Source organism: Streptomyces sp. SAI-135, from assembly GCF_029893805.1.
Lineage (GTDB): Bacteria > Actinomycetota > Actinomycetes > Streptomycetales > Streptomycetaceae > Streptomyces.
The window spans coordinates 1,382,165-1,401,364 of sequence record NZ_JARXYP010000002.1; the positions used below are offsets into that span (position 1 = coordinate 1,382,165).

At 72.1% G+C, this 19,200-nt stretch carries 15 protein-coding genes; 9 read left to right on the forward strand and 6 right to left on the reverse strand.

Going from position 1 to position 19,200, the window contains the following annotated elements; all coding sequences use genetic code 11:
- The first annotated feature begins 54 nt into the window (after nucleotides 1-54).
- On the forward strand, nucleotides 55-531 hold the full coding sequence (locus tag M2163_RS10630; RefSeq protein ID WP_280853029.1) for an Lrp/AsnC family transcriptional regulator: 477 nt from the start codon (nucleotides 55-57) through the stop codon (nucleotides 529-531).
- 20 nt (nucleotides 532-551) lie between these two features.
- A complete protein-coding gene (locus tag M2163_RS10635; RefSeq protein ID WP_280853028.1) occupies nucleotides 552-1,241 on the forward strand; it encodes an HAD family phosphatase in 690 nt (229 codons plus the stop codon).
- A 403-nt stretch (nucleotides 1,242-1,644) separates the two neighbouring features.
- On the opposite strand, the gene M2163_RS10640 is transcribed toward M2163_RS10635, so the two are convergent.
- Nucleotides 1,645-2,142 (reverse strand): FBP domain-containing protein, encoded by a 498-nt coding sequence (locus M2163_RS10640; protein ID WP_280853026.1) that lies wholly within the window; start codon nucleotides 2,140-2,142, stop codon nucleotides 1,645-1,647.
- Nucleotides 2,143-2,212: 70 nt separating this feature from the next.
- Here M2163_RS10640 and M2163_RS10645 point away from each other — a divergent pair, with 70 nt between their 5' ends.
- Both M2163_RS10645 and M2163_RS10650 read left to right on the forward strand, forming a co-directional pair.
- Nucleotides 2,213-2,782, forward strand: coding sequence for a TetR/AcrR family transcriptional regulator (locus tag M2163_RS10645; protein ID WP_280853025.1), 570 nt, complete (start codon nucleotides 2,213-2,215; stop codon nucleotides 2,780-2,782).
- Between the two features lie 17 nt (nucleotides 2,783-2,799).
- Nucleotides 2,800-3,969 (forward strand): GDSL-type esterase/lipase family protein, encoded by a 1,170-nt coding sequence (locus M2163_RS10650; protein ID WP_280853024.1) that lies wholly within the window; start codon nucleotides 2,800-2,802, stop codon nucleotides 3,967-3,969.
- Nucleotides 3,970-4,161: 192 nt separating this feature from the next.
- On the opposite strand, the gene M2163_RS10655 is transcribed toward M2163_RS10650, so the two are convergent.
- Nucleotides 4,162-4,956: a LysR substrate-binding domain-containing protein gene (locus M2163_RS10655; RefSeq protein ID WP_280853023.1), complete on the reverse strand. Its 795-nt coding sequence runs from the start codon at nucleotides 4,954-4,956 to the stop codon at nucleotides 4,162-4,164.
- Between the two features lie 58 nt (nucleotides 4,957-5,014).
- On the opposite strand from M2163_RS10655, the gene M2163_RS10660 reads away from it, so the two are divergent.
- Both M2163_RS10660 and M2163_RS10665 read left to right on the forward strand, forming a co-directional pair.
- Entirely contained in the window at nucleotides 5,015-5,398 is a 384-nt protein-coding gene (locus M2163_RS10660) for a DUF5997 family protein (protein ID WP_280853022.1), read from the forward strand.
- A gap of 75 nt (nucleotides 5,399-5,473) precedes the next feature.
- On the forward strand, nucleotides 5,474-7,645 hold the full coding sequence (locus M2163_RS10665; RefSeq protein ID WP_280853021.1) for a TerD family protein: 2,172 nt from the start codon (nucleotides 5,474-5,476) through the stop codon (nucleotides 7,643-7,645).
- Nucleotides 7,646-7,880: 235 nt separating this feature from the next.
- Here the strand turns inward: M2163_RS10665 and M2163_RS10670 are convergent, their stop codons facing one another.
- Nucleotides 7,881-8,747: a fructosamine kinase family protein gene (locus M2163_RS10670; protein WP_280853020.1), complete on the reverse strand. Its 867-nt coding sequence runs from the start codon at nucleotides 8,745-8,747 to the stop codon at nucleotides 7,881-7,883.
- Between the two features lie 166 nt (nucleotides 8,748-8,913).
- On the opposite strand from M2163_RS10670, the gene M2163_RS10675 reads away from it, so the two are divergent.
- The 3 genes from M2163_RS10675 to M2163_RS10685 all read left to right on the forward strand — a co-directional run bounded on the left by M2163_RS10675 (nucleotide 8,914) and on the right by M2163_RS10685 (nucleotide 12,623).
- A complete protein-coding gene (locus M2163_RS10675; RefSeq protein ID WP_280853019.1) occupies nucleotides 8,914-9,957 on the forward strand; it encodes an NAD-dependent epimerase/dehydratase family protein in 1,044 nt (347 codons plus the stop codon).
- A 137-nt stretch (nucleotides 9,958-10,094) separates the two neighbouring features.
- Nucleotides 10,095-11,603: an NlpC/P60 family protein gene (locus M2163_RS10680; RefSeq protein ID WP_280893848.1), complete on the forward strand. Its 1,509-nt coding sequence runs from the start codon at nucleotides 10,095-10,097 to the stop codon at nucleotides 11,601-11,603.
- A gap of 249 nt (nucleotides 11,604-11,852) precedes the next feature.
- The gene (locus tag M2163_RS10685) at nucleotides 11,853-12,623 is read left to right on the forward strand and encodes a LuxR C-terminal-related transcriptional regulator (RefSeq protein ID WP_280853017.1); all 771 of its coding nucleotides are present in this window, start codon (nucleotides 11,853-11,855) and stop codon (nucleotides 12,621-12,623) included.
- Here M2163_RS10685 and M2163_RS10690 read toward each other — a convergent pair.
- The 3 genes from M2163_RS10690 to M2163_RS10700 form a co-directional block, all read right to left on the reverse strand.
- Nucleotides 12,598-14,073 carry an MFS transporter gene (locus M2163_RS10690; RefSeq protein ID WP_280897243.1) on the reverse strand — a complete coding sequence of 492 codons (1,476 nt, stop codon included), beginning with the start codon at nucleotides 14,071-14,073 and terminating at the stop codon, nucleotides 12,598-12,600. The two genes, M2163_RS10685 and M2163_RS10690, sit on opposite strands and share 26 nt — an antisense overlap.
- Before the next feature lie 107 nt (nucleotides 14,074-14,180).
- Nucleotides 14,181-15,626, reverse strand: a complete 1,446-nt coding sequence (locus M2163_RS10695) for an alpha-amylase family glycosyl hydrolase (RefSeq protein ID WP_280853016.1) — start codon at nucleotides 15,624-15,626, stop codon at nucleotides 14,181-14,183.
- A 111-nt stretch (nucleotides 15,627-15,737) separates the two neighbouring features.
- Nucleotides 15,738-19,112 carry a pyruvate carboxylase gene (locus M2163_RS10700; protein ID WP_280893849.1) on the reverse strand — a complete coding sequence of 1,125 codons (3,375 nt, stop codon included), beginning with the start codon at nucleotides 19,110-19,112 and terminating at the stop codon, nucleotides 15,738-15,740.
- Nucleotides 19,113-19,200: the final 88 nt, after the last annotated feature.

Here is a 19,200-nt window from a genome sequence, read left to right on the forward strand (position 1 = left end):
TCCCGGAGCGGCCGTCGGCGGGCCAAAGGACCATGCACGAGGAGGCCGTACGCCATGGCCGTGGACGCACTCGACACCCGCATCCTGCGGCTGCTGCTGGAACAGCCGCGGACGAGCGTGCGGGAGTACGCGCGGATCCTCGGGATCGCCCGGGGCACCCTGCAGGCGCGGCTGGACCGCCTGGAGCGGGACGGGGTGATCACCGGTTCGGGGCCCTCGCTGTCACCGGCCGCGCTCGGTCATCCGGTGCTGGCCTTCGTGCACATCGAGGTGACCCAGGGGCGGCTCGACGACGTGGGGGACGCGCTGGCGGCCGTGCCGGAGATCGTCGAGGCGTTCTCGATCGCGGGCGGCGGGGATCTGCTGACGCGGGTCGTGGCGCGGGACAACGCGCATCTGGAGGACGTGATCCAGAAGGTGATCAGCCTGCCGGGCGTGGTGCGCACGCGCACCGAGGTGGCGCTGCGGGAACGGGTCGCGTACCGGCTGCTGCCACTGGTGGAGTCGGTCGGGCGCACGACCCGCGGTTGATCTTTGCCATCCTGGACGCCATGAGCAGGCTCAGCGGCACAGCGGTCATCTTCGATCTCGACGGAACGCTCGTGGACAGCGAGCCGAACTACTACGAAGCGGGTCGGCGGACCCTCGCCGAGCACGGCGTCCCGGACTTCACCTGGGCCGACCACCAGCGGTACGTCGGGATCAGTACCCGGGAGACGGTGACGCGGTGGAAGTCGCTGTACGGGCTGCGGGCGTCCGTGGCGGAGCTGCTCGCGGACAAGAACCGGCGCTATCTGGAGCTGGCCCGCACCGCCACCCGCGTGTACCCCGAGATGCGGAAGTTCGTGGAGCTGCTCGCCGGTGAGGGCGTGCCGATGGCCGTGGCCTCGGGGTCCTCGCCGGAGGCCATCGACGCGATCCTGGCCGGGACGGGACTCGACGCGTATCTGCGGACGACCGTCTCGGCCGACGAGGTCCCCCACGGCAAGCCGGCGCCGGACGTCTTCCTGGAGGCGGCCCGCCGGCTCGGTGCGCGGCCGGCCGACTGCGTGGTCCTGGAGGACGCGGCTCCCGGCGCCGCGGCCGCGCACGCGGCGGGGATGCGCTGCATCGCGGTCCCGTACGTCGCGGCCCAGGCGGACGCCCCGGAGTTCGCCCGGGCCGGTCTCCTTCTGCGGGGCGGCCAGGAGGAGTTCACGGCGCGGACGGCTCATGAGTGGCTGCTGCGGGGAGCCGGCTGACCGTGGGGCCCCGGGCCGGTGGGGGTCCGGGCGGGGGCTTACAGCCGGTGCGGCTCGGTGGCCCGCGTGGCGAGGTGACGGGGTGACGGGGTGACGGTGACCATGGCACCCGGCTCAGCGGTGCGGGGTGGGAGCCGTCCCGGGGCGCGACACCTGGGCGGGGTCGACTCCGGCGTGGCCAACCCGGTGCGTTCCGACGGCACTTCACTGCTCGACGAGATCTGGAACCGGGGCGCCCTTCGCCACCAGGACCGCACTCGGCACCCGGGTGCGGTCGACGGCAACTCCTGGATGACGGCCGGGCTGCTCACCCCGGCGAACGGCCGGACGGTGCTGGCACGGCGCAGCGGGCGACGTACGTCCCCTGACCCCACCGGGCGCACTCGCCAGGGTCACCGGTGCCTCATGCGGCGCCCGTGACCCTGGCGACGAAGGCTGCCAGGTTCGTCACCGTCCGCCGGATCTTCTCCTCGACGGTGAGCGTCTCGTGCAGTCGCGCGCCGGGGCCCGCGTCCCGCTTCCCGCGCACGTACAGCGAGCAGGCCAGGTCGTCGCACATGTACGCCCCGACCGAGTTGCCCTGCTGCCCGGCCTTGCCCGCCCGCGGGGCGACCATCAGGCAGACACCGCCGGAGTGGGTGGTCAGGCACATCGAGCACATGCTGCGGCGCGCCTGTCCGGAGCCTGCGGTCGAGCCGCGCAGCGCGAGGGCCGTGGGCCGCCCCTCCAGGACGGTCACCAGGTAGGCGCGGTCGGGGGCCTGCGGATCGCGCCAGCCGAGGTAGTCCAGGTCTTCCCACGGCCGGTCCGCCAGGTCGCGCGGCACCGACAGCCGCTTCGCCTCGCCCTTGGTGCAGTTCACGAAGGCGGCACGTATCTCTTGCTCGGTCAGCGGTTCCATAACTCCACGCTAGATTGCCTAAATGCTTTAGGCAAACGCATAATCGACTCTGGCAAACGAGAGGACGGTTATGGCACGGGTGGGGCTGACCACGGAGCGACTGGTCCGGGCAGGCGCGGAGCTGGCCGACGAGGTGGGCTTCGAGCACGTCACCGTCTCGGAGCTCGCCCGCCGGTTCGACGTCAAGGTCGCGAGTCTGTACTCGCACGTGAAGAACTCGCAGGACCTCAAGACCCGGATCGCCCTGTTCGCCCTGGAGGAGCTCGCCGACCTTGCCGCCGACGCGGTGGCCGGACGGGCCGGCAAGGACGCCCTGACCGCCTTCGCGAACGTCTACCGCGACTACGCCCACGCCCACCCGGGCCGTGCCGCGGCCGCCCGGCTGCAACTCGACCCGGAGACCGCGGCCGCCAGCGCGGGCGTCCGGCACGCGCAGATGACGCGGGCCATCCTGCGCGGCTACGACCTGCCCGAACCCGACCAGACCCACGCCGTACGGCTCCTCGGCAGCACCTTCCACGGCTACGCGAGCCTGGAGGGGGCAGGCGGGTTCAGCCACAGCTCCCCCGACTCCGAGGAGTCCTGGACGCGGATCCTGGACGCCCTCGACACGCTGTTGCGCAACTGGCCGACCCGCTGACCGACAGGCTGAGGAACATGCCCGACTGGATCACCACCCCCGTCATCGCCGACCTGCTGCGCGGTGCCCTCGACGTGGAACACACCGAGCACGGGGTGCTGCCGCACCGGCTGCCCGCCCGGGCCCGCGCCCAGAACACCGACGACCAGCTCGCCATGGCCGAGTCCCAGCCCTCCGGCGTACGGCTCGTCTTCCGCACCCGGGCGACGGCGGTGGAGCTGGACGCCCTGCCGACCAAGCGGGCCTACGTGGGCGCGCCGCCCCGCCCGCACGGTCTGTACGACCTGGTCGTCGACGGGCGTCCGGCCGGGCAGGGCAGCGTGCGCAGCGGCAACGTCATCACCGTCGACATGACCGAGGGGACGTCCGAGGTCCGGCCGGGGGTGCCCGGCACCGTCCGGTTCGACGGGCTGTCCGCAGACCTCAAGGACGTCGAGATCTGGCTGCCGCACAACGAGACGACCGAGCTGATCGCCCTGCGCACCGACGCGCCCGTCGAGCCCGCGGCGCTCAGTGACCGGCGGGTGTGGCTGCACCACGGCAGCTCCATCAGCCACGGGTCCGACGCGGCGAGCCCCACCGGCATCTGGCCCGCGGTCGCCGCGTCACTGGGCGGCGTGGAGCTGGTCAACCTGGGCCTCGCCGGAAGCGCGCTGCTCGACCCGTTCACCGCGCGGGCCGTGCGGGACACCCCGGCCGACCTCATCAGCCTCAAGATCGGCATCAACATCGTCAACCACGACCTGATGCGGCTGCGCGCCTTCGGCCCGGCGGTCCACGGCTTCCTCGACACGGTCCGCGAGGGCCACCCGGACACGCCCCTGCTGGTCGTCTCGCCCATCCTGTGCCCGATGCACGAGGACACGCCGGGGCCCTGCTTCCCGGACTTCAGCGAGATGGGCGAGGGCCGGCTGCGGTTCAGGACCCTCGGCGACCCGGCGGAACGCGCGAGCGGGAAGCTGACCCTCCAGGTCATCCGCGAGGAACTGGCCCGGATCGTGAAGCAGCGGGCCGCCGACGACCCCCACCTGCACTACCTCGACGGGCGCGAGCTGTACGGCGAGCAGGACTCGGCGGAGCTTCCGCTCCCGGACGACCTGCACCCGGACGCGGCGACGCACCGGCGCATCGGAGAACGGTTCGCCGGGGTCGCCTTCGGGGCCGACGGGGCGTTCGCCGGCGCCTGAGACGCCGGGCCGGCACCTGGTCCCGGGGCGAGCGCGTCGCCAGGACAGCCGGGAGCGCGCAGCCGGGAAATCACCACCGCGCGGCCACTGGCAGCGCATAGCCCACGGCCACGCGGCAAGGTCCGTCCAGGCTTCCGGCCCACAGGGCTCCCGGGCCACCGGGCCACCGGGCCACCGGGCCACCGCGGAAGGCTAGCCCCGGCGCTTCGGCTTGCCGCGGCGCGTGCCGGTGCCCTTGGAGCCGCCGGACGTGCGGGAGCCGCCGCGGGCGCCCCTGGCCCCGCCGGAGGATCCCCGGCCCGTGCCCTTCCCGGTGCCCGCCGGCTTGCGGCCGCCGCTCCTCTCGGGGCGTTGCCCGCGCTCCGGCTCGGGCTGGGCGCGGCCACGTGAGCTGTTGACGGTGCGGCCCCGGACGATGCCGATGAAGTCCTCGACCAGGTCCGTTGTCGCGTCCTCCCGCCAGGACAAGGCGATGCCGGACTGCGGGGCGTCGGTGAGCGGGCGGTAGGTGAGGTCGCGGCGGTGGTGGAGGCGGGCCAGGGACTGGGGGACCACGAGGACGCCGATGTTCGCAGCCACCAGCTCGATCGCGTCCGCCGTGGTGGCCGGGCGTTCGAAGGCCGGCTCCCCGGGCGGCCGCTCCCAGCCGATGACGTCGTCGAGGGGGTGGAGGACGACCTCGTCGGCGAGGTCCTCCAGCGTGACCTCCTCGGCCGCCGTCACCACGTGGTCCTTGGGGACGACGACCACCGTGGTCTCGGTGTAGAGGGGGATCGCGCTGAACACCGTACGGTCGACCGGCAGCCGTACGAAGCCCGCGTCCGCGGCTCCGTCGCGCAACACGTCGGAGGCCTCGGCGGCGGTCACCTGGAGGAGCTGGAGGGGGGTGTCCGGCAGACGCTCGTTCCAGATCCGCACCCACTTGGCGGGCGTCACCCCGGGGACGTACGCGAGCCGGAAGGAGGGGGATACTGGCGAGTCTGTCACGCGGCAAGGTTACCCACTGTGGTCGGAGGTCTCGTGCGCGGCCGATAGTCTGGACTGCATGACGTCGCACCAGAGCACCCAGACGATGAAGCCCGCCACCGCGGCGAAGAAGCTGGGTGTGTACCTTCCTGCCACCCCCGCCGAGTTCCAGGAGGGTGTCGTCTCGCGCGCCGAGTTCAACGAACTCCAGGCGAACCCGCCCCAGTGGTTGCAGGACCTGCGACGCAACGGCCCGCACCCCCGCCCGGTCGTCGCCGCGCGGCTGGGTGTCTCCATCGCCGGTCTCGCCCGCGGCGGGGTCACCGAGCCGCTGACGACCGAGCAGATCGAGGCGCTGCGGGAAGAACGGCCCGAGTGGCTGGAGAAGGAGCGCGCCACGCAGGCCGAGGTCCGCAAGGAGGCGGCGCGCATCAAGGAGAAGAAGCAGGGCCAGGAGTCCTGACCCCGGGGGCCGTCCGAGTCCGGGCCCCCGAAAACTCCGGTGCGCCAGGTCGAACGCCTCTGCGACCATTCCGGCATGGTCCACCGTCTCGAATCCCTGGTCATTCGGCATGCCCTCCGGCTGCCCGCCCCGGCGGGCCCCGCCGGCGAGGGCGACGTCGCGGCGCGGCGGTTCGACGCCGCGCTGATGTCCGCCGGCTTCAAGCTGTCGGCGGACGCGCTGAGGGTGTTGTCGGGACTGTCCGAGAGCACGGTCGTCGACACCGCCGTGCGCACGCTCGCCACCGTCCGGGAGATGACCGGCGACCATGTGCGGCACAACGTCTACTTCAAGGACTTCCCGGCCAACGTCCCGGACACCTTCGAGTTCTGGATGCGCTGCGTGCGCGAGGCCCTGGAGGACGGCAAGGCCCGCTCCGGAGTCCTCGCCCAGCTGCGCAACGGCGTGGTCAACCTGCTCACTCTGCCGTCGTACGGCACCTACCGGCACACCTACGAGGAGATGCTCGCCGCGCACGACGAGCTGACGGCCGCGGTCGGCGACCGGCTGACCGTCCTGCACCTGGGCGGCGCCCTGGAGGACGAGCTCACCGCCCTGTACCTGGCGCTGGCCGGCAGCACCACTCCGCTCGGGGACGAGCACCTGGCCGATCTCAGGGTGCTCGCCGGGCACTGCGCGGACGGCCCCCAGCCGGAGACGATCCCGGTGCGGGAGAACCGTGCCGTCGTCAACGAGGCCCGCCTGAAGGCGGGTTCGGGTCTGCTCCTCGACACCGTGACCGATGTGCTGCGGCTGGCCTGCGCGTTGTCCGGCGGGGATGTGAGCCTCCAGGAGCCGACCCGCTTGAGCAAGCTGTCCCGGCCGGTGCGCCGCGCCCTGCTCGCGGGGCTGGACGAGGTAGTCGCCGGGACCCCCGCCAAGCTCGCCGACGTCCTCGCGCACCGTGAGGCGTTCAAGCGGCTCGGCGAGCGTCTGCACCCGCACGAGTACCCCCGGTGGCCGCACGCGGCCGAGGTGTTCGCGGTCGCCCGGGGCGAGAAGAAGGCGTACACCTTCGAGGCGCGAGTCGAGGCGCTGCTGGGCGCGGACGACGTCCTCGGGGCGACGGAGCTGCTCCGGTCCGCGCCGGGCAGGCTGCTGCGCGCGCTGGACCGGCTGCTGCGCACCGCGCGCACGCAGGCGGAGCGGGACGCCGTGGTGGCCGCCGTCGAGGAGGTCGCCCCGCAGGTCTCCGGGCGGGTCGTGCTGTCGGTGCGCGAGTACCTGCACAACCGGGCCGAAGAGGCGGGCCGCAAGCGGGTGTTCATCAACCGTGCCGGCCGCGCGCATGTCACCGACGACGCCCGTCGGACCGTACCGGAGGAGGACCGCAAGCGTCTGATCGCCGTGCTCGACGCGGAGACGGCTCGTCGACTCCCCTCTCCGGAGCGGCTGCTGGTCGACCCCGACGTCCTGGGCGTGGCGCTTCCGCTCAGCGGGCGGGCGGCCTCGGCCGGACTCGGCGTGCTGCCCCGCGGCTCCGTCTCGCCGGTCGACGGGGAGCTGCTGCGGTTCTTCGTGTACTGGAAGCAGACGCGGCAGGTCACCGACTACGACCTGTCGGCGCTGCTGCTGGACGCGGACTACGAGACGGTGTCGTGGCTGTCGTACACCAACCTCCGCGAGGTGGAGGGCGAGCACTCGGGTGACATCACCGACGCGCCCGACGGCGCTTCGGAGTTCATCAACCTGCGGCTCGGGGCGGTACGGGGCACGTACATCGTGCCGCAGGTCAACATCTACTCCGGGGAGAAGTTCGAGGACGCCGAGGAGTCGTTCTTCGGGTTCATGCTGCGCGAGGGCGAGCAGAAGGGACAGCCCTTCGAGGCGCGTACCGTGCGCATGAAGTCGGAGCTGCGCGGCCCCGGCCGGGTGGCACTGCCGCTGGCGTTCCGGCGTGCGCAGGACGGGAGTTGGCACGCGAAGTGGCTGCATCTGTACCTGAAGGGGCACCCGGCGTACAACCGCGTCGAGGGCAACCAGGTGTCGGTGGCCACGCTGCTGCGCGCTGTCGTCGAGCGCGAGCAGCTCACGGTCGGGTACCTGGCCGATCTGATGGCGAACGACGGTACGCAGGTGGCGACTTGGGACCCCGAGTCGGTGCCGGACGTGCCCGTGACCTACATCGGCCTGGAGCGACCGGAGGGGCTGCACCCGGAGTCGGTGGTCATCACGCCGGAAAACCTGCGCGACTTGATCCCCGAGTGACTGCTAGCGTTGTCCGTGGCGAGGCCATGGAAGGGCTTCCTTCTCACTGCGATGAGCCCCCATGGGGCTCGGATTTCAGCCCATCCGCTCTCCTCGCCAGGACGTGACGCGCGCGGCGAGGCCATGAAGGGACTTCCTTCTCACCGGTCTCCAGAACCGGCCTTCTTATGGCTCCAGTCCCTTCGCTCTCCTCGCTCGCGACGTCACGCGCCCAGGCGGCCCCGGACCGGTGCACTCACCGCTCCAGGGCCGCCTTCGCCGTGCTGAGCGCCTGTTCCGCATAGCCCCTCCCGAACAGCACGGCGTGCACCAGCAGCGGGAACATCTGGTGCAGGCCGATCCGGCCGGCCCAGCCCTCGACGAGCGGCGCGGCGCTCTCGTAGCCGCGCAGCACCTCGTCCAGGTGGGGACAGCCGAAGAGGTGGAGCATCGCGAGGTCGGTCTCGCGGTGGCCGCCGTGCGCCGCCGGGTCGATGAGCCAGGCGTGGCCGTCGGCTCCCCACAGGACGTTGCCGTTCCAGAGGTCGCCGTGGAGCCGGGCGGGCGGCTCGGCGGGGCCCGCGAGCCCGGGCAGGAGCTCGCAGAGCCGTTCGATCACGGGAGCCTCGTCCGCGGTGATCGTGCCGTCGTCCACCGCGCGCCGCAGATACGGCAGCACCCGGTGCTCGGCGTACCACCGGGGCCACTCGGCGCCTTCGGCGTTCCGCATGGGCGCGCGCCCGATGTACGCCTCCCGTGGGCCGCCGGGCGGACGGGAACCGAAGGCGGGCGCACCGGCGAGGTGCAGCCCGGCCAGCCCGCGCCCGAGGCCGAACGCCGCGTCCCGGTCGGGCCGCCCCCGCGCGATCAGGTCGGTGACCAGCAGGCGGCCGTCCTGACCGTAGGTGGTCGGCACCCGGACCGTTCCTGCGGCGGCCAGCCACGCCAGCCCCGCCGCCTCGGCCCGGGCCTCCTCGGGGCCGTCGGCGCGCTTGACCATCACCACCCGGCCGTCGTCGAGGGTCACCTCGGTCAGCGCACCGGACAGCGGACGCTCCCCGGTCGCCGCCCGCCCGGTGAGCCGCGCCGCCGCAGTCCTCACGCCGTCGCCGTCGTCGTGCACCCGCGCCTCCCTGATCACCACACCCCTCCGAGTTCCCGGAGGTACTCCCGCAGTGAAGCTAGCGGACTGCGGCTTCCCCGCCGGTGACAGGGCTCCACCGGTGACCCGCCCCCGCTGAAGATCCGCCGGTGCTTCAATGTCACCCCCTGGGTGGAGGAGCGAGGGCATGGGCCAAGTCCTGGTGACCGGTGGCAGCGGATTCGTCGGGAGCCATCTCGTGCGGCGGCTGCTGGAGAGCGGCTACGAGGTGCACGCCACCGTGCGCAGTCTCACCAACCCGGTGAAGGTGCGTCCCCTGCGGGACATGCAGGACGAATTCCCGGGCGCGCTCACGCTGTTCGAGGCGGACCTTCTTAAGGAGCGCTCCTTCGACGAGGCCATGGCGGGCTGCCGGGTCGTCTTCCACGTGGCGTCGCCGTTCTTCATGCCGGAGAGGATCAAGGACGGCCGCAAGGACATGGTCGAACCGGCTCTGACCGGCACCCGCAACGTCCTGGCAGGCATCGAGCGGACACCGTCCGTGGAGCGACTGGTGTTCACCTCCACGGTCGGTGCGATCTTCGGCGACTACTCCGATGTGCGGGACATGGACGGGCAGGTCCTGTCGGAGAGGTACTTCAACACCAGCAGCACGGTGGAGAACAACCCGTACCACTACGCCAAGACGGTCGCCGAGCGCGCGGCCTGGGACGCTCAGGCGGCCCAGGACCGCTGGCGGATGGTGTCCGTGAATCCCGGCCTGATCCTGGGTCCTTCCCTCACACCCGCCTCCGAGTCCGGCAGCCTCTTCCTCCTGGAGGAGCTCTTCAAGGGCTACTTCTTCTACGGCGCCCCGGACTTCAGCTTCACCACGGTCGACGTGCGTGACGTGGCCGACGCACACATCGCGGCGGCGGAGCGGCCCGAGGCGAAGGGCCGGTACATCCTGGCCGCGGAGACGATGACGTCGTTCCACGAGATGTCCCGCATCATCCGCACCCGGTACCCCCGCGATCCTCGGATCCCGCGCACCGCCCTCCCGCACTGGCCCGTGCGCGTTCTGGGTCCCGCCTTCGGGCTCACCCAGGACTACATCCGCAAGCACCTCGGCATCCGCTTCCGCGTGGACAACAGCCGCAGTGTGCGGGAGCTGGGCATCGCCTACCGGCCGATCGAGGAGACGGTCCTCGACCACTACGAGGCGTGGCGTGAACAGCGGGGCAGGAGGTGACGGTCACCGGGTGCGGCGGCCCGTACGCGACGAAGGTCACAGTTACATCTCACGCTTTTCACACTTCAACCTTCACGGGAGCCTCACAAGTTGGCTAAGTTGACGGCGAGCAGCACGACGGAAGGGGCATGACTTTCATGGCGCCGGATCGAACTTCGCGCGATGGAGGGTTCAGCCTCCCCGCCAAGCGCAACTCCGCCCTCGCGACGGCCGCCCTGGCCTCCGCGGCTCTCCTGTCGCAGACCGGGAACGCCGCGGCGGACGAGGCGCCGAGCCGTGACGAGGTGAGCCGACGGGTCTCCAACCTCTACGACCGGGCCGAGAACGACTCCGGCACCTACAACGCCACCCGCGCGGCCGGTACGGCGTCGAGCACCCGGGGCCGCGGTGGTTCGTCGACCGGCGGGCACAGGACGGACGGCGGCGGCAGGTCGGGCGGCGATCCCTCCCTCGACGCCATCGCCCGGCAGTGGTACGGCATGGCCCGCGCGAAGACGGGTCCCATCATCGAGGCGTCCCTGCCCGCCGATCGTGTCGCGGGCCGCCGGGCCGAGACGAACCGCCAGCGTCCGGCGAGTGCCGCCACGGCACGTGAGGCGAAGCCGGCCGAACAGTCCCTTCCGGAACGTGCCGCCAGACCCGTGCTCGCCCTGCCCAGCGCGCCGGAACCTGCCCCGGCGCCGGCCCAGTCCCCCTCATGGGCACCGGCACCGGGCCCGCAGGACCTCACCGGCACCGGCGGCTTCCCCGCCCTGGGCACCTCGCAACCCGTCACCGGCGTTCCGGAGTACACGGCGCAGTCCGACACCGGCACTGTCGAGTACGGACGGCAACTCGTCACAGGGGTCCCGGAGTACACCCCTCCGAGCGGCACCGCCGTCCCGGCGTCCATCGCGCAGCCGGCCCCCGCATTCCCGGAGTACAGCGCGCAGGCCGGCACAGGACACCCCGCCCCCACCGGTCAACTCACCACCGCCGTACCGGAGTACACCCCGTCACCTGCCACGGGATTCCCCGAGTACGCCGCGCAGACCACCACGGGGTTCCCGGAGTACGCCGCACAGACCACCACGGGATTCCCCGAGTACGCCGCACCGGCGACCACGGGTTATGCGGACCACTCCGCCCTCACTGCCCCCCTCGCGACGCTCGCGCCCCTGCCCGTCATCCCGGCCCCCCGCTCCCCCGAACCGGCCTGGCAGGCGCCCGAGCCGGCCCCGGCCCCCGCCGCCACCCCCTTGACCCTGGCGCCGGCCCCCGACCTCCCCACGCCGGACCCCGGTTACGACTCGAAGGTCATCCAGGTGCTCGCCTTCGCCCGTTCCCAGATCGGCAAGCCGTGCGTCTGGGGCGCGGCGGGCCCGGGGTCGTACGACAACTCCGGTCTCACCCAGGCCGCCTGGAAGGTCGCCGGCGTCTCGCTCCCCCGCACCGCCCTCGGTCAGGCGAGCACCGGCACGGCGGTGCCGCTGTACGCGATGCAACCCGGTGACCTCGTCTTCTTCCACGACGACTTCAGCCACGTCGGCCTGTGCACCGGGAACGGCATGATGATCCACGCGCCCGGCCCCGGGTCCTCCATCCGCGAGGAGTCGATCTACCCGACCGGCGAGTCGATCATCCGCGGCGCGATCCGGCCCGCCTGACCCGTCACGTCGGACCCTCCCGGTCTTGGAGGCGCCGGACCAGCAGAGCAGGGCCCGTGCGGGCCGCCGCTCCCCTGTGCCGGCGGCCCGCACGAGTCGCGGCCGGCGCTGCCGTCCGCGCGGGGGCAGGCGTGTCCGACGGGCCGCCCTCCCCCACCGCGGCCCGCCGGAGCTTCCATGTGCTGGAGTACATGAGACAACGTCGACGTTGTCCGGATGAAGTGTGGGTCAGCGAGGTACTGGGCCGGTATGGGTAGAACTGCGTACGAGCGGATGCTGTCGGTCGCCGTGGCCGCACTCCACGAGCGCGACCCTGAGCGGCTGTGGCCCCTGCTGGCGGCCGAACTGCCGGTGCTGTGCGGCGGCGACGCCCTGATCTACAAGCTGGACCACTGGGACGAGCGCGAGGGCACGCTCGGGCTGTCCCCCGGCGCCGACGCCGAGTTCACCTCGCTCGGCGAGGAGGAGACGGGACTGCTGCGCGCGGGCTACCCGTTGGCCGGGCACTACGCGGGCCGAGCGGACCGTACGCCGGTCACGGCCCGTCGGGTGGCCGGTCGTTCCTGGCCGGGGAGCCCGACCGCACGGCTGCTCGGCGACCTCCTGGACGTCGACCACGTGCTGGGCATCCCGCTGCCCGGGTCGACCACCCCCGTCACCGGGTGCATGGTGTACCGCTCGGGGCGGGACTTCAGCGACGGCGAACTGCGGCTGGCCGAGCAGATGCAGCCTTTGCTGGCCGCCGTCGAGCAGCAGCGGCAGCTCCTGCAGAGGCTCGGCGCCCCTTCCGAGGAGGCGGCCGACGTGGCACTCACCCCCCGCGAGACGACCGTGCTGGTCCTGCTCGGCGACGCGCTGACCGCCCTGTCGATCGGGCGCAGACTCGGCATATCCGAGCGCACGGTCCACAAGCACATCGCGAACATTTACCGCAAACTCGGCACGCACGACCGCGTCAGCACGGTGCTCCAGGCCCAGCGGCTCGGTCTGGTCCCTACGGCAGCGGGGACCCGCCCTTGAGGCGTTCCAGGTCGGAGGGGCGGACCTGGATGACCACGACCGCGATGACTGCGGCGAGCACCGTGAAGATCGCGGCGACGACGAAGGCGGCCGAGACACCCGCGGTCAGGACCTCGTCGCCCCAGGAGCCCGGGAGTTCGCCGGTACGGGCGAAGAGCCGGCGCTCGGCCGGGGTGGCCTGGGCGAGGAACCGCGGGACCTGCTTCTCCGCCTCGTTGGTGCTGGCCGTGCCGAACATGGTGACCAGGATGGACAGTCCGAGGGAACCGCCCACCTGCTGGGTGGCGTTGAGGAGCCCGGAGGCCGCGCCGGTCTCCGCGGTGGGCACGTTGGAGAGCGCCATCAGGGTCAGCGACACGAACTCCATGCCCATGCCGAGGCTGAAGACGAGCATCGGCCCGAGGACACTGCCCGCGTAGGTGGAGTGGACGTCGGTCAGGGTCAGCCAGGCGAGTCCGGCCGCGGCGAGGATCGCGCCGCCCACCATGAAGGGCTTCGGCCCGTAGACGGGCAGGAACCGTGAGGCGAGTCCGGCACCGACGGCGATGACCGCGCTGACGGGGAGGAACGCGAACCCGGTGGCCAGGGGGCTGAAGTCGAGGACGTTCTGCACGAACAGCGTCAGGAAGAAGAACATGCCGAAGATCGCGGCCGCGAGGCACAGCATGATGCCGTAGGTGCCCGCGCGGTTGCGGTCGGCGAACATGTGCAGCGGGGTGATCGGCTGCCGGGACCGCTTCTCGACCAGCACGAACACCGCGAGCAGGACCACCGCGCCGGCGAAGGAGGCCAGGGTGAGGGGGTCGCGCCAGCCTTCCTGTGCGGCCCGGATGAAGCCGTACACCAGCAGCACCATGCCCGCCGTCGCGGTCAGCGCTCCGGTGATGTCGAAATGGCCGGGATGTCGCTCGGACTCGCGGATGTAGCGGGGCGTGGCGAGTGCGATGAGCAGTCCGATGGGGACGTTGACGAACAGCACCCACCGCCAGTTCAGCCACTCGACGAGCACGCCGCCCGCCAGCAGTCCGATCGCGCCGCCGCCCGCCGAGACCGCGGCGAAGACACCGAAGGCGCGGTTGCGTTCGGGGCCTTCCCGGAACGTCGTGCTGACCAGGGAGAGGGCGGTCGGGGAGGCGATGGCGCCGCCGACGCCCTGGAGGGCACGCGCGGCGAGGAGTTGGCCCTCGTTCTGGGCGAGCCCGCCGAGCAGCGAGGCCAGCACGAACAGCAGCACTCCGCAGACGAACATCCGGCGTCTGCCGAGGATGTCGCCGGTCCGGCCGCCGAGCAGCAGCAGTCCGCCGAAGGTGAGGGTGTAGGCGTTGACCACCCAGGCCAGGCTGGTGGTGGAGAAGTCCAGGGAGCGCTGGATGTCCGGCAGCGCGATGTTCACGATGGTGATGTCGAGGACCACCATGAGCTGGCAGGACGCGATGACCAGCAGCGCCATGGAGTTCCCGCCCCCGCCGGAGTCCGGTGGGGTGGTCCGTGGTGCAGAACTGGCCTGCGGGTCGCTGCTCATAATCTCCGTTCGACGGTACGCCCCCGCCGTGACTGTCACCACTCGAGGACGTGGCACCCCCAGGCTCCCAGGGACACGAACAGTCCGGAGTCGGTCAGTTCGTCTCCGTCACGGTCGTACACCGCCCCGGTGAGCAGGTCCCTGGCCCGGCAGACGCGGCCCCTCAAGTCCTCCCAGGGCAGGGGCAGCCTCGCCTGCGCCGGACGGTCCGAGTCATTGACGACGACGAGGTGGCGGGCGTCGGCGTGCGTCCACGTCCAGGCGAGCAGGTTCCGGTGGGTGTCGTCGTCCGGCCGGCCCTCCGGGGTCAGCGGCCGCCAGTCTCCCCGGCGTACAGAGGCGGCGGCGGGCAGCAGCCGGTGGTAGAAGTCGCGCAGGGGCTCGTCGACGGGTTCCTGCGGCCGGCGCCTCAGGAACACCGGCGGCCGCACCCGACGGCCTTCGAACTGGCCCTCGTGCCAGAGCGTGGCGCCGGGCAGGGTCGCGACGGTCACGGCCGCCGCCCGTCCGCGGTCGCCGGGCAGGGTGGCGGCGGCCCGTGGCTCGTCGTGGTTCTCCAGGAAGCGGACGAGACCGCGCTGGTGCGCGAGGTCGGCGTCCAGGTGGGCGCGGACGGAGCCGGCGTCCTCGTGCAGGAGGCGGTCGTAGAGGCGTTTGTCGTAACAGTGGTCGAAGCCCTGCTGCCGGAGGGCGTGTTCGAGGTCCCAGTAGGCCTCGGCGACGAAGAGGAGACCGGGGTGGCGGGCCCGCACGCGCGGGATGACGTACGGCCAGAAGTCCTCGGCGGGGGCGGTGCCCGCCCGGTCTCCCCAGGTCCTTCCGAAGATGTCGTTCATGAGCAGCATGGCCATGTCGCAGCGCACGCCGTCGGCCTGGTCGCCGATGGACACGAGGGTGGCGACGGTCGCGTCCCGCAGGGCGTCGCTGAAGGCGTTCAGCTGGACGACGTCCGGCCAGGGCGCGAAGTAGGGGTCGCGGCCGCGGGCGTGGATCCCGCTCCCGGACTCGATGAAGTCGGCCGGTGCGCGGGCCAGGTCGTCGGCGGTGCCCTGGAGGAGGCGGTCGGGGTCCGAGGTGAGCCAGGGGTGGTCGGGGGCGATGTGGTTGGGCACGTGGTCGAGGAGCAACCTCATTCCGCGGGCGGCCAGTTGGACGCGGGCGGCGGCGAGGCCCTCGGGGCCGCCCAGCACCGGATCGACGACGTAGTTCCGTACGCAGTACGGCGATCCCGCGATGTCCGCCTCGCTGACATCGGGGAGGGCATCACGGAAGGAGGCCATCAACCCCTCGTCGCGCAGAGCGATCCGCAGTCCCGCCGGGCTGCGCTCCCACACGCCCATCAGCCAGACCGTGTCGACGCCGGGAAGCACCAAGGAGTCCCAGACCTCCCCCGGCACCTCCCCGAGAGTGACGTGACGCCCGTACCTGCGGCTCAACTCACCGAGCCACACCAGGGTGTTGACCTCATAGATCACCGTCACGACAGGGGTTCCTCTCGGTCACCGGCCCGGCCGTCCCCGTCCAGATTCGGACGGGGCGGCGTCGGACGCAATGCCGGTGGGCCGGCCGGAGGCGGGCGATCGTGTTCCGGCTCAGCCGATCTCGACCAGCAGGTCACCGCCCTCCACCTGCTGGATCCTGTTGATGGCGAGGCGGGAGACCCGGCCGGCCTTCGCGGCGGTGATCGAGGCCTCCATCTTCATGGCCTCGATGGTGGCGACGGTGGCCCCGGCCGCCACCTCGTCGCCCTCGGAGACCGCGAGCGTGACCACTCCGGCGAACGGGGCGGCGACGTGGCCGGTGTTGGAACGGTCGGCCTTCTCGGTGGTCGGGAGGTCCGAGGAGACGGCGACATCGCGGATCTGGATGGGCCGCAGCTGGCCGTTGAGCGTGGACATCACCGTGCGCATGCCCCGCTCGTCGGCCTCGCCGATCGCCTCCAGCGCGATGAGGAGCCGCACGCCGGGTTCGAGGTCGACGGCGTACTCCTTGCCCGGGCGAAGGCCGTAGAAGAAGTCCTTGCTGTCGAGGAGGCTGGTGTCGCCGTAGGACTGGCGGTGGGTCTCGAACTCGCGGGTCGGGCCGGGGAACAGCAGCCGGTTGAGCGTCGAGCGGCGGTCCTTCTCCAGGCCGGTGCGGTCCTCGGCGTTCAGTTCCTGGACCGGCTTGGCGTCGGCGCGGCCCTGCAACGCCTTGCTGCGGAAGGGCTCGGGCCAGCCGCCGGGCGGGGTGCCGAGCTCGCCGCGCAGGAAGCCGATCACCGAGTCGGGGATGTCGAAGCGGTCCGGGGTCGCCTCGAACTCCTTGGGGTCGACCCCGGCGCCGACCAGGTGCAGGGCGAGGTCGCCGACCACCTTGGAGGACGGGGTGACCTTCACCAGGTGCCCGAGGAGCCGGTCCGCCGCCGCGTACATCGCCTCGATGTCCTCGAAGCGGTCGCCGAGGCCGAGGGCGACGGCCTGGGTGCGCAGGTTGGAGAGCTGGCCGCCGGGGATCTCGTGGTCGTAGACGCGCCCGGTCGGGGAGGCGAGGCCCGCCTCGAAGGGGGCGTACACGCGGCGGACGCTCTCCCAGTACGGCTCCAGGTCGCCGACCGCGCGGAGGTCCAGGCCGGTGGGCCGGTCGGAGTGGTCGGTCGCGGCCACGATCGCCGAGAGGGAGGGCTGGGAGGTGGTGCCGGCCATGGAGGCGACGGCACCGTCGACCGCGTCGGCGCCCGCCTGGATCGCGGCCAGGTAGGTGGCGAGCTGGCCGCCCGCGGTGTCGTGGGTGTGGATGTGCACCGGCAGGTCGAACTCGCGGCGCAGCGCGGAGACGAGCTTGGCCGCAGCCGGGGCGCGCAGCAGGCCCGCCATGTCCTTGACGGCCAGGACGTGGGCGCCCGCGTCGACGATCTGCTCGGCCAGGCGCAGGTAGTAGTCGAGCGTGTAGAGGCGCTCGTTCGGGTCGGACAGGTCGGAGGTGTAGCAGAGGGCGACCTCGGCGATGGACGTGCCGGTGGCGCGGACGGCCTCGATGGCGGGGCGCATCTGGCTGACGTCGTTGAGGGCGTCGAAGACGCGGAAGATGTCGATGCCGGTCTCGGCGGCCTCCTGCACGAAGGCGTCGGTCACCTCGGTCGGGTACGGGGTGTAGCCGACGGTGTTGCGGCCGCGCAGCAGCATCTGGAGGCAGATGTTGGGCACGGCCTCGCGCAGGGCGGCAAGGCGTTCCCAGGGGTCCTCGGCGAGGAAGCGCAGGGCCACGTCGTAGGTGGCGCCGCCCCAGCACTCCAGGGAGAGCAGCTCGGGCAGGGTGCGGGCGACGGCCGGGGCGACGGCGAGCATGTCCTTGGTGCGCACGCGGGTGGCGAGCAGGGACTGGTGGGCGTCGCGGAAGGTGGTGTCGGTAACGCCGATGGTCGGGGACTCACGCAGCCATCGGGCGAAGCCCTCGGGGCCGAGCTCGGTGAGTTTCTGCTTGGAGCCCGCGGGCGGCTCGATGTCCGGAGTCGTGGGCAGCTTGGAGACGGGGTCGATCAGCTCGGGCCGCTCGCCGTGCGGCTTGTTGACCGTCACGTCGGCGAGGTAGGTGAGCAGCTTCGTGCCCCGGTCGGCGGAGTGGCGGGCCGTCAGCAGGTGCGGGCGCTGCTCGATGAACGACGTGGTGACGTTGCCGGCCTGGAAGTCCGGGTCGTCGAGCACGGCCTGGAGGAACGGGATGTTGGTGGCCACGCCGCGGATGCGGAACTCGGCGACGGCACGCCGGGCCCGGTTGACCGCGGTGGTGAAGTCACGGCCCCGGCAGGAGAGCTTGACCAGCATCGAGTCGAAGTGGGCGCTGATCTCGGTACCGGCGTGGGTGGTGCCGCCGTCGAGGCGGATGCCGGAGCCGCCGGGCGAGCGGTAGGCGCTGATGCGGCCGGTGTCCGGGCGGAAGCCGTTGGCGGGGTCCTCGGTGGTGATACGGCACTGGAGGGCGGCGCCGTGGAGCCGGATCGCCTCCTGGGAGAGGCCGAGGTCGGCGAGGGTGGCGCCGGCGGCGATGCGCAGCTGGGCCTGGACGAGGTCGACGTCGGTGACCTCCTCGGTGACCGTGTGCTCGACCTGGATGCGCGGGTTCATCTCGATGAAGACGTGGTTGCCGTCCCGGTCGAGGAGGAACTCGACGGTGCCCGCGTTGCGGTAGCCGATCTCGCGGGCGAAGCGGACCGCGTCGGCGCAGATCCGGTCGCGCAGATCCGGGTCGAGGTTGGGCGCGGGGGCGAGCTCGATGACCTTCTGGTGGCGGCGCTGGACCGAGCAGTCCCGCTCGTAGAGGTGGATGACGTTGCCCTGGCCGTCGGCGAGGATCTGCACCTCAATGTGGCGGGGCTCGACGACGGCCTTCTCCAGGAAGACGGTCGAGTCGCCGAAGGCGGAGGCGGCCTCGCGCGCGGCGGCCTCGATGGACTCGCGGAGCTGGGCGGGGTCCTCGACCCGGCGCATGCCGCGCCCGCCGCCACCGGCGACGGCCTTCACGAACACCGGGAAGCCGATGTCGTCGGCGGCCCTGACCAGCTCGTCCACGTCGTCGGAGGGCGCCGAGGAGCCGAGGACCGGTACGCCGGCGGCGCGGGCGGCGGCGACCGCACGGGCCTTGTTGCCGGTCAGTTCGAGGATGTCGGCGCTGGGGCCGACGAAGGTGATGCCCGCCTCCTCGCAGGCCCGCGCGAGCTCGGGGTTCTCGGAGAGGAACCCGTAGCCGGGGTAGACGGCGTCGGCGCCTGCCTGGCGGGCGGCGCGGATGATCTCGTCGACGGAGAGGTAGGCCCGCACGGGATGGCCCGGTTCGCCGATCTCGTAGGCCTCGTCGGCTTTGAGTCGGTGCAGTGAGTTGCGGTCCTCGTGGGGGAAGACGGCGACCGTCCTCGCGCCCACCTCGTAACCCGCGCGAAACGCTCGGATCGCGATCTCACCACGGTTGGCGACCAGTACCTTGCGGAGCATTACCGTTCCCTTCGGCCTGCCGGTGACGCCCCCATGTTCTCGGCAAAGGCGGTCGGTGGCCATGAGAGTCAGGTCACGTGTCGCGGAC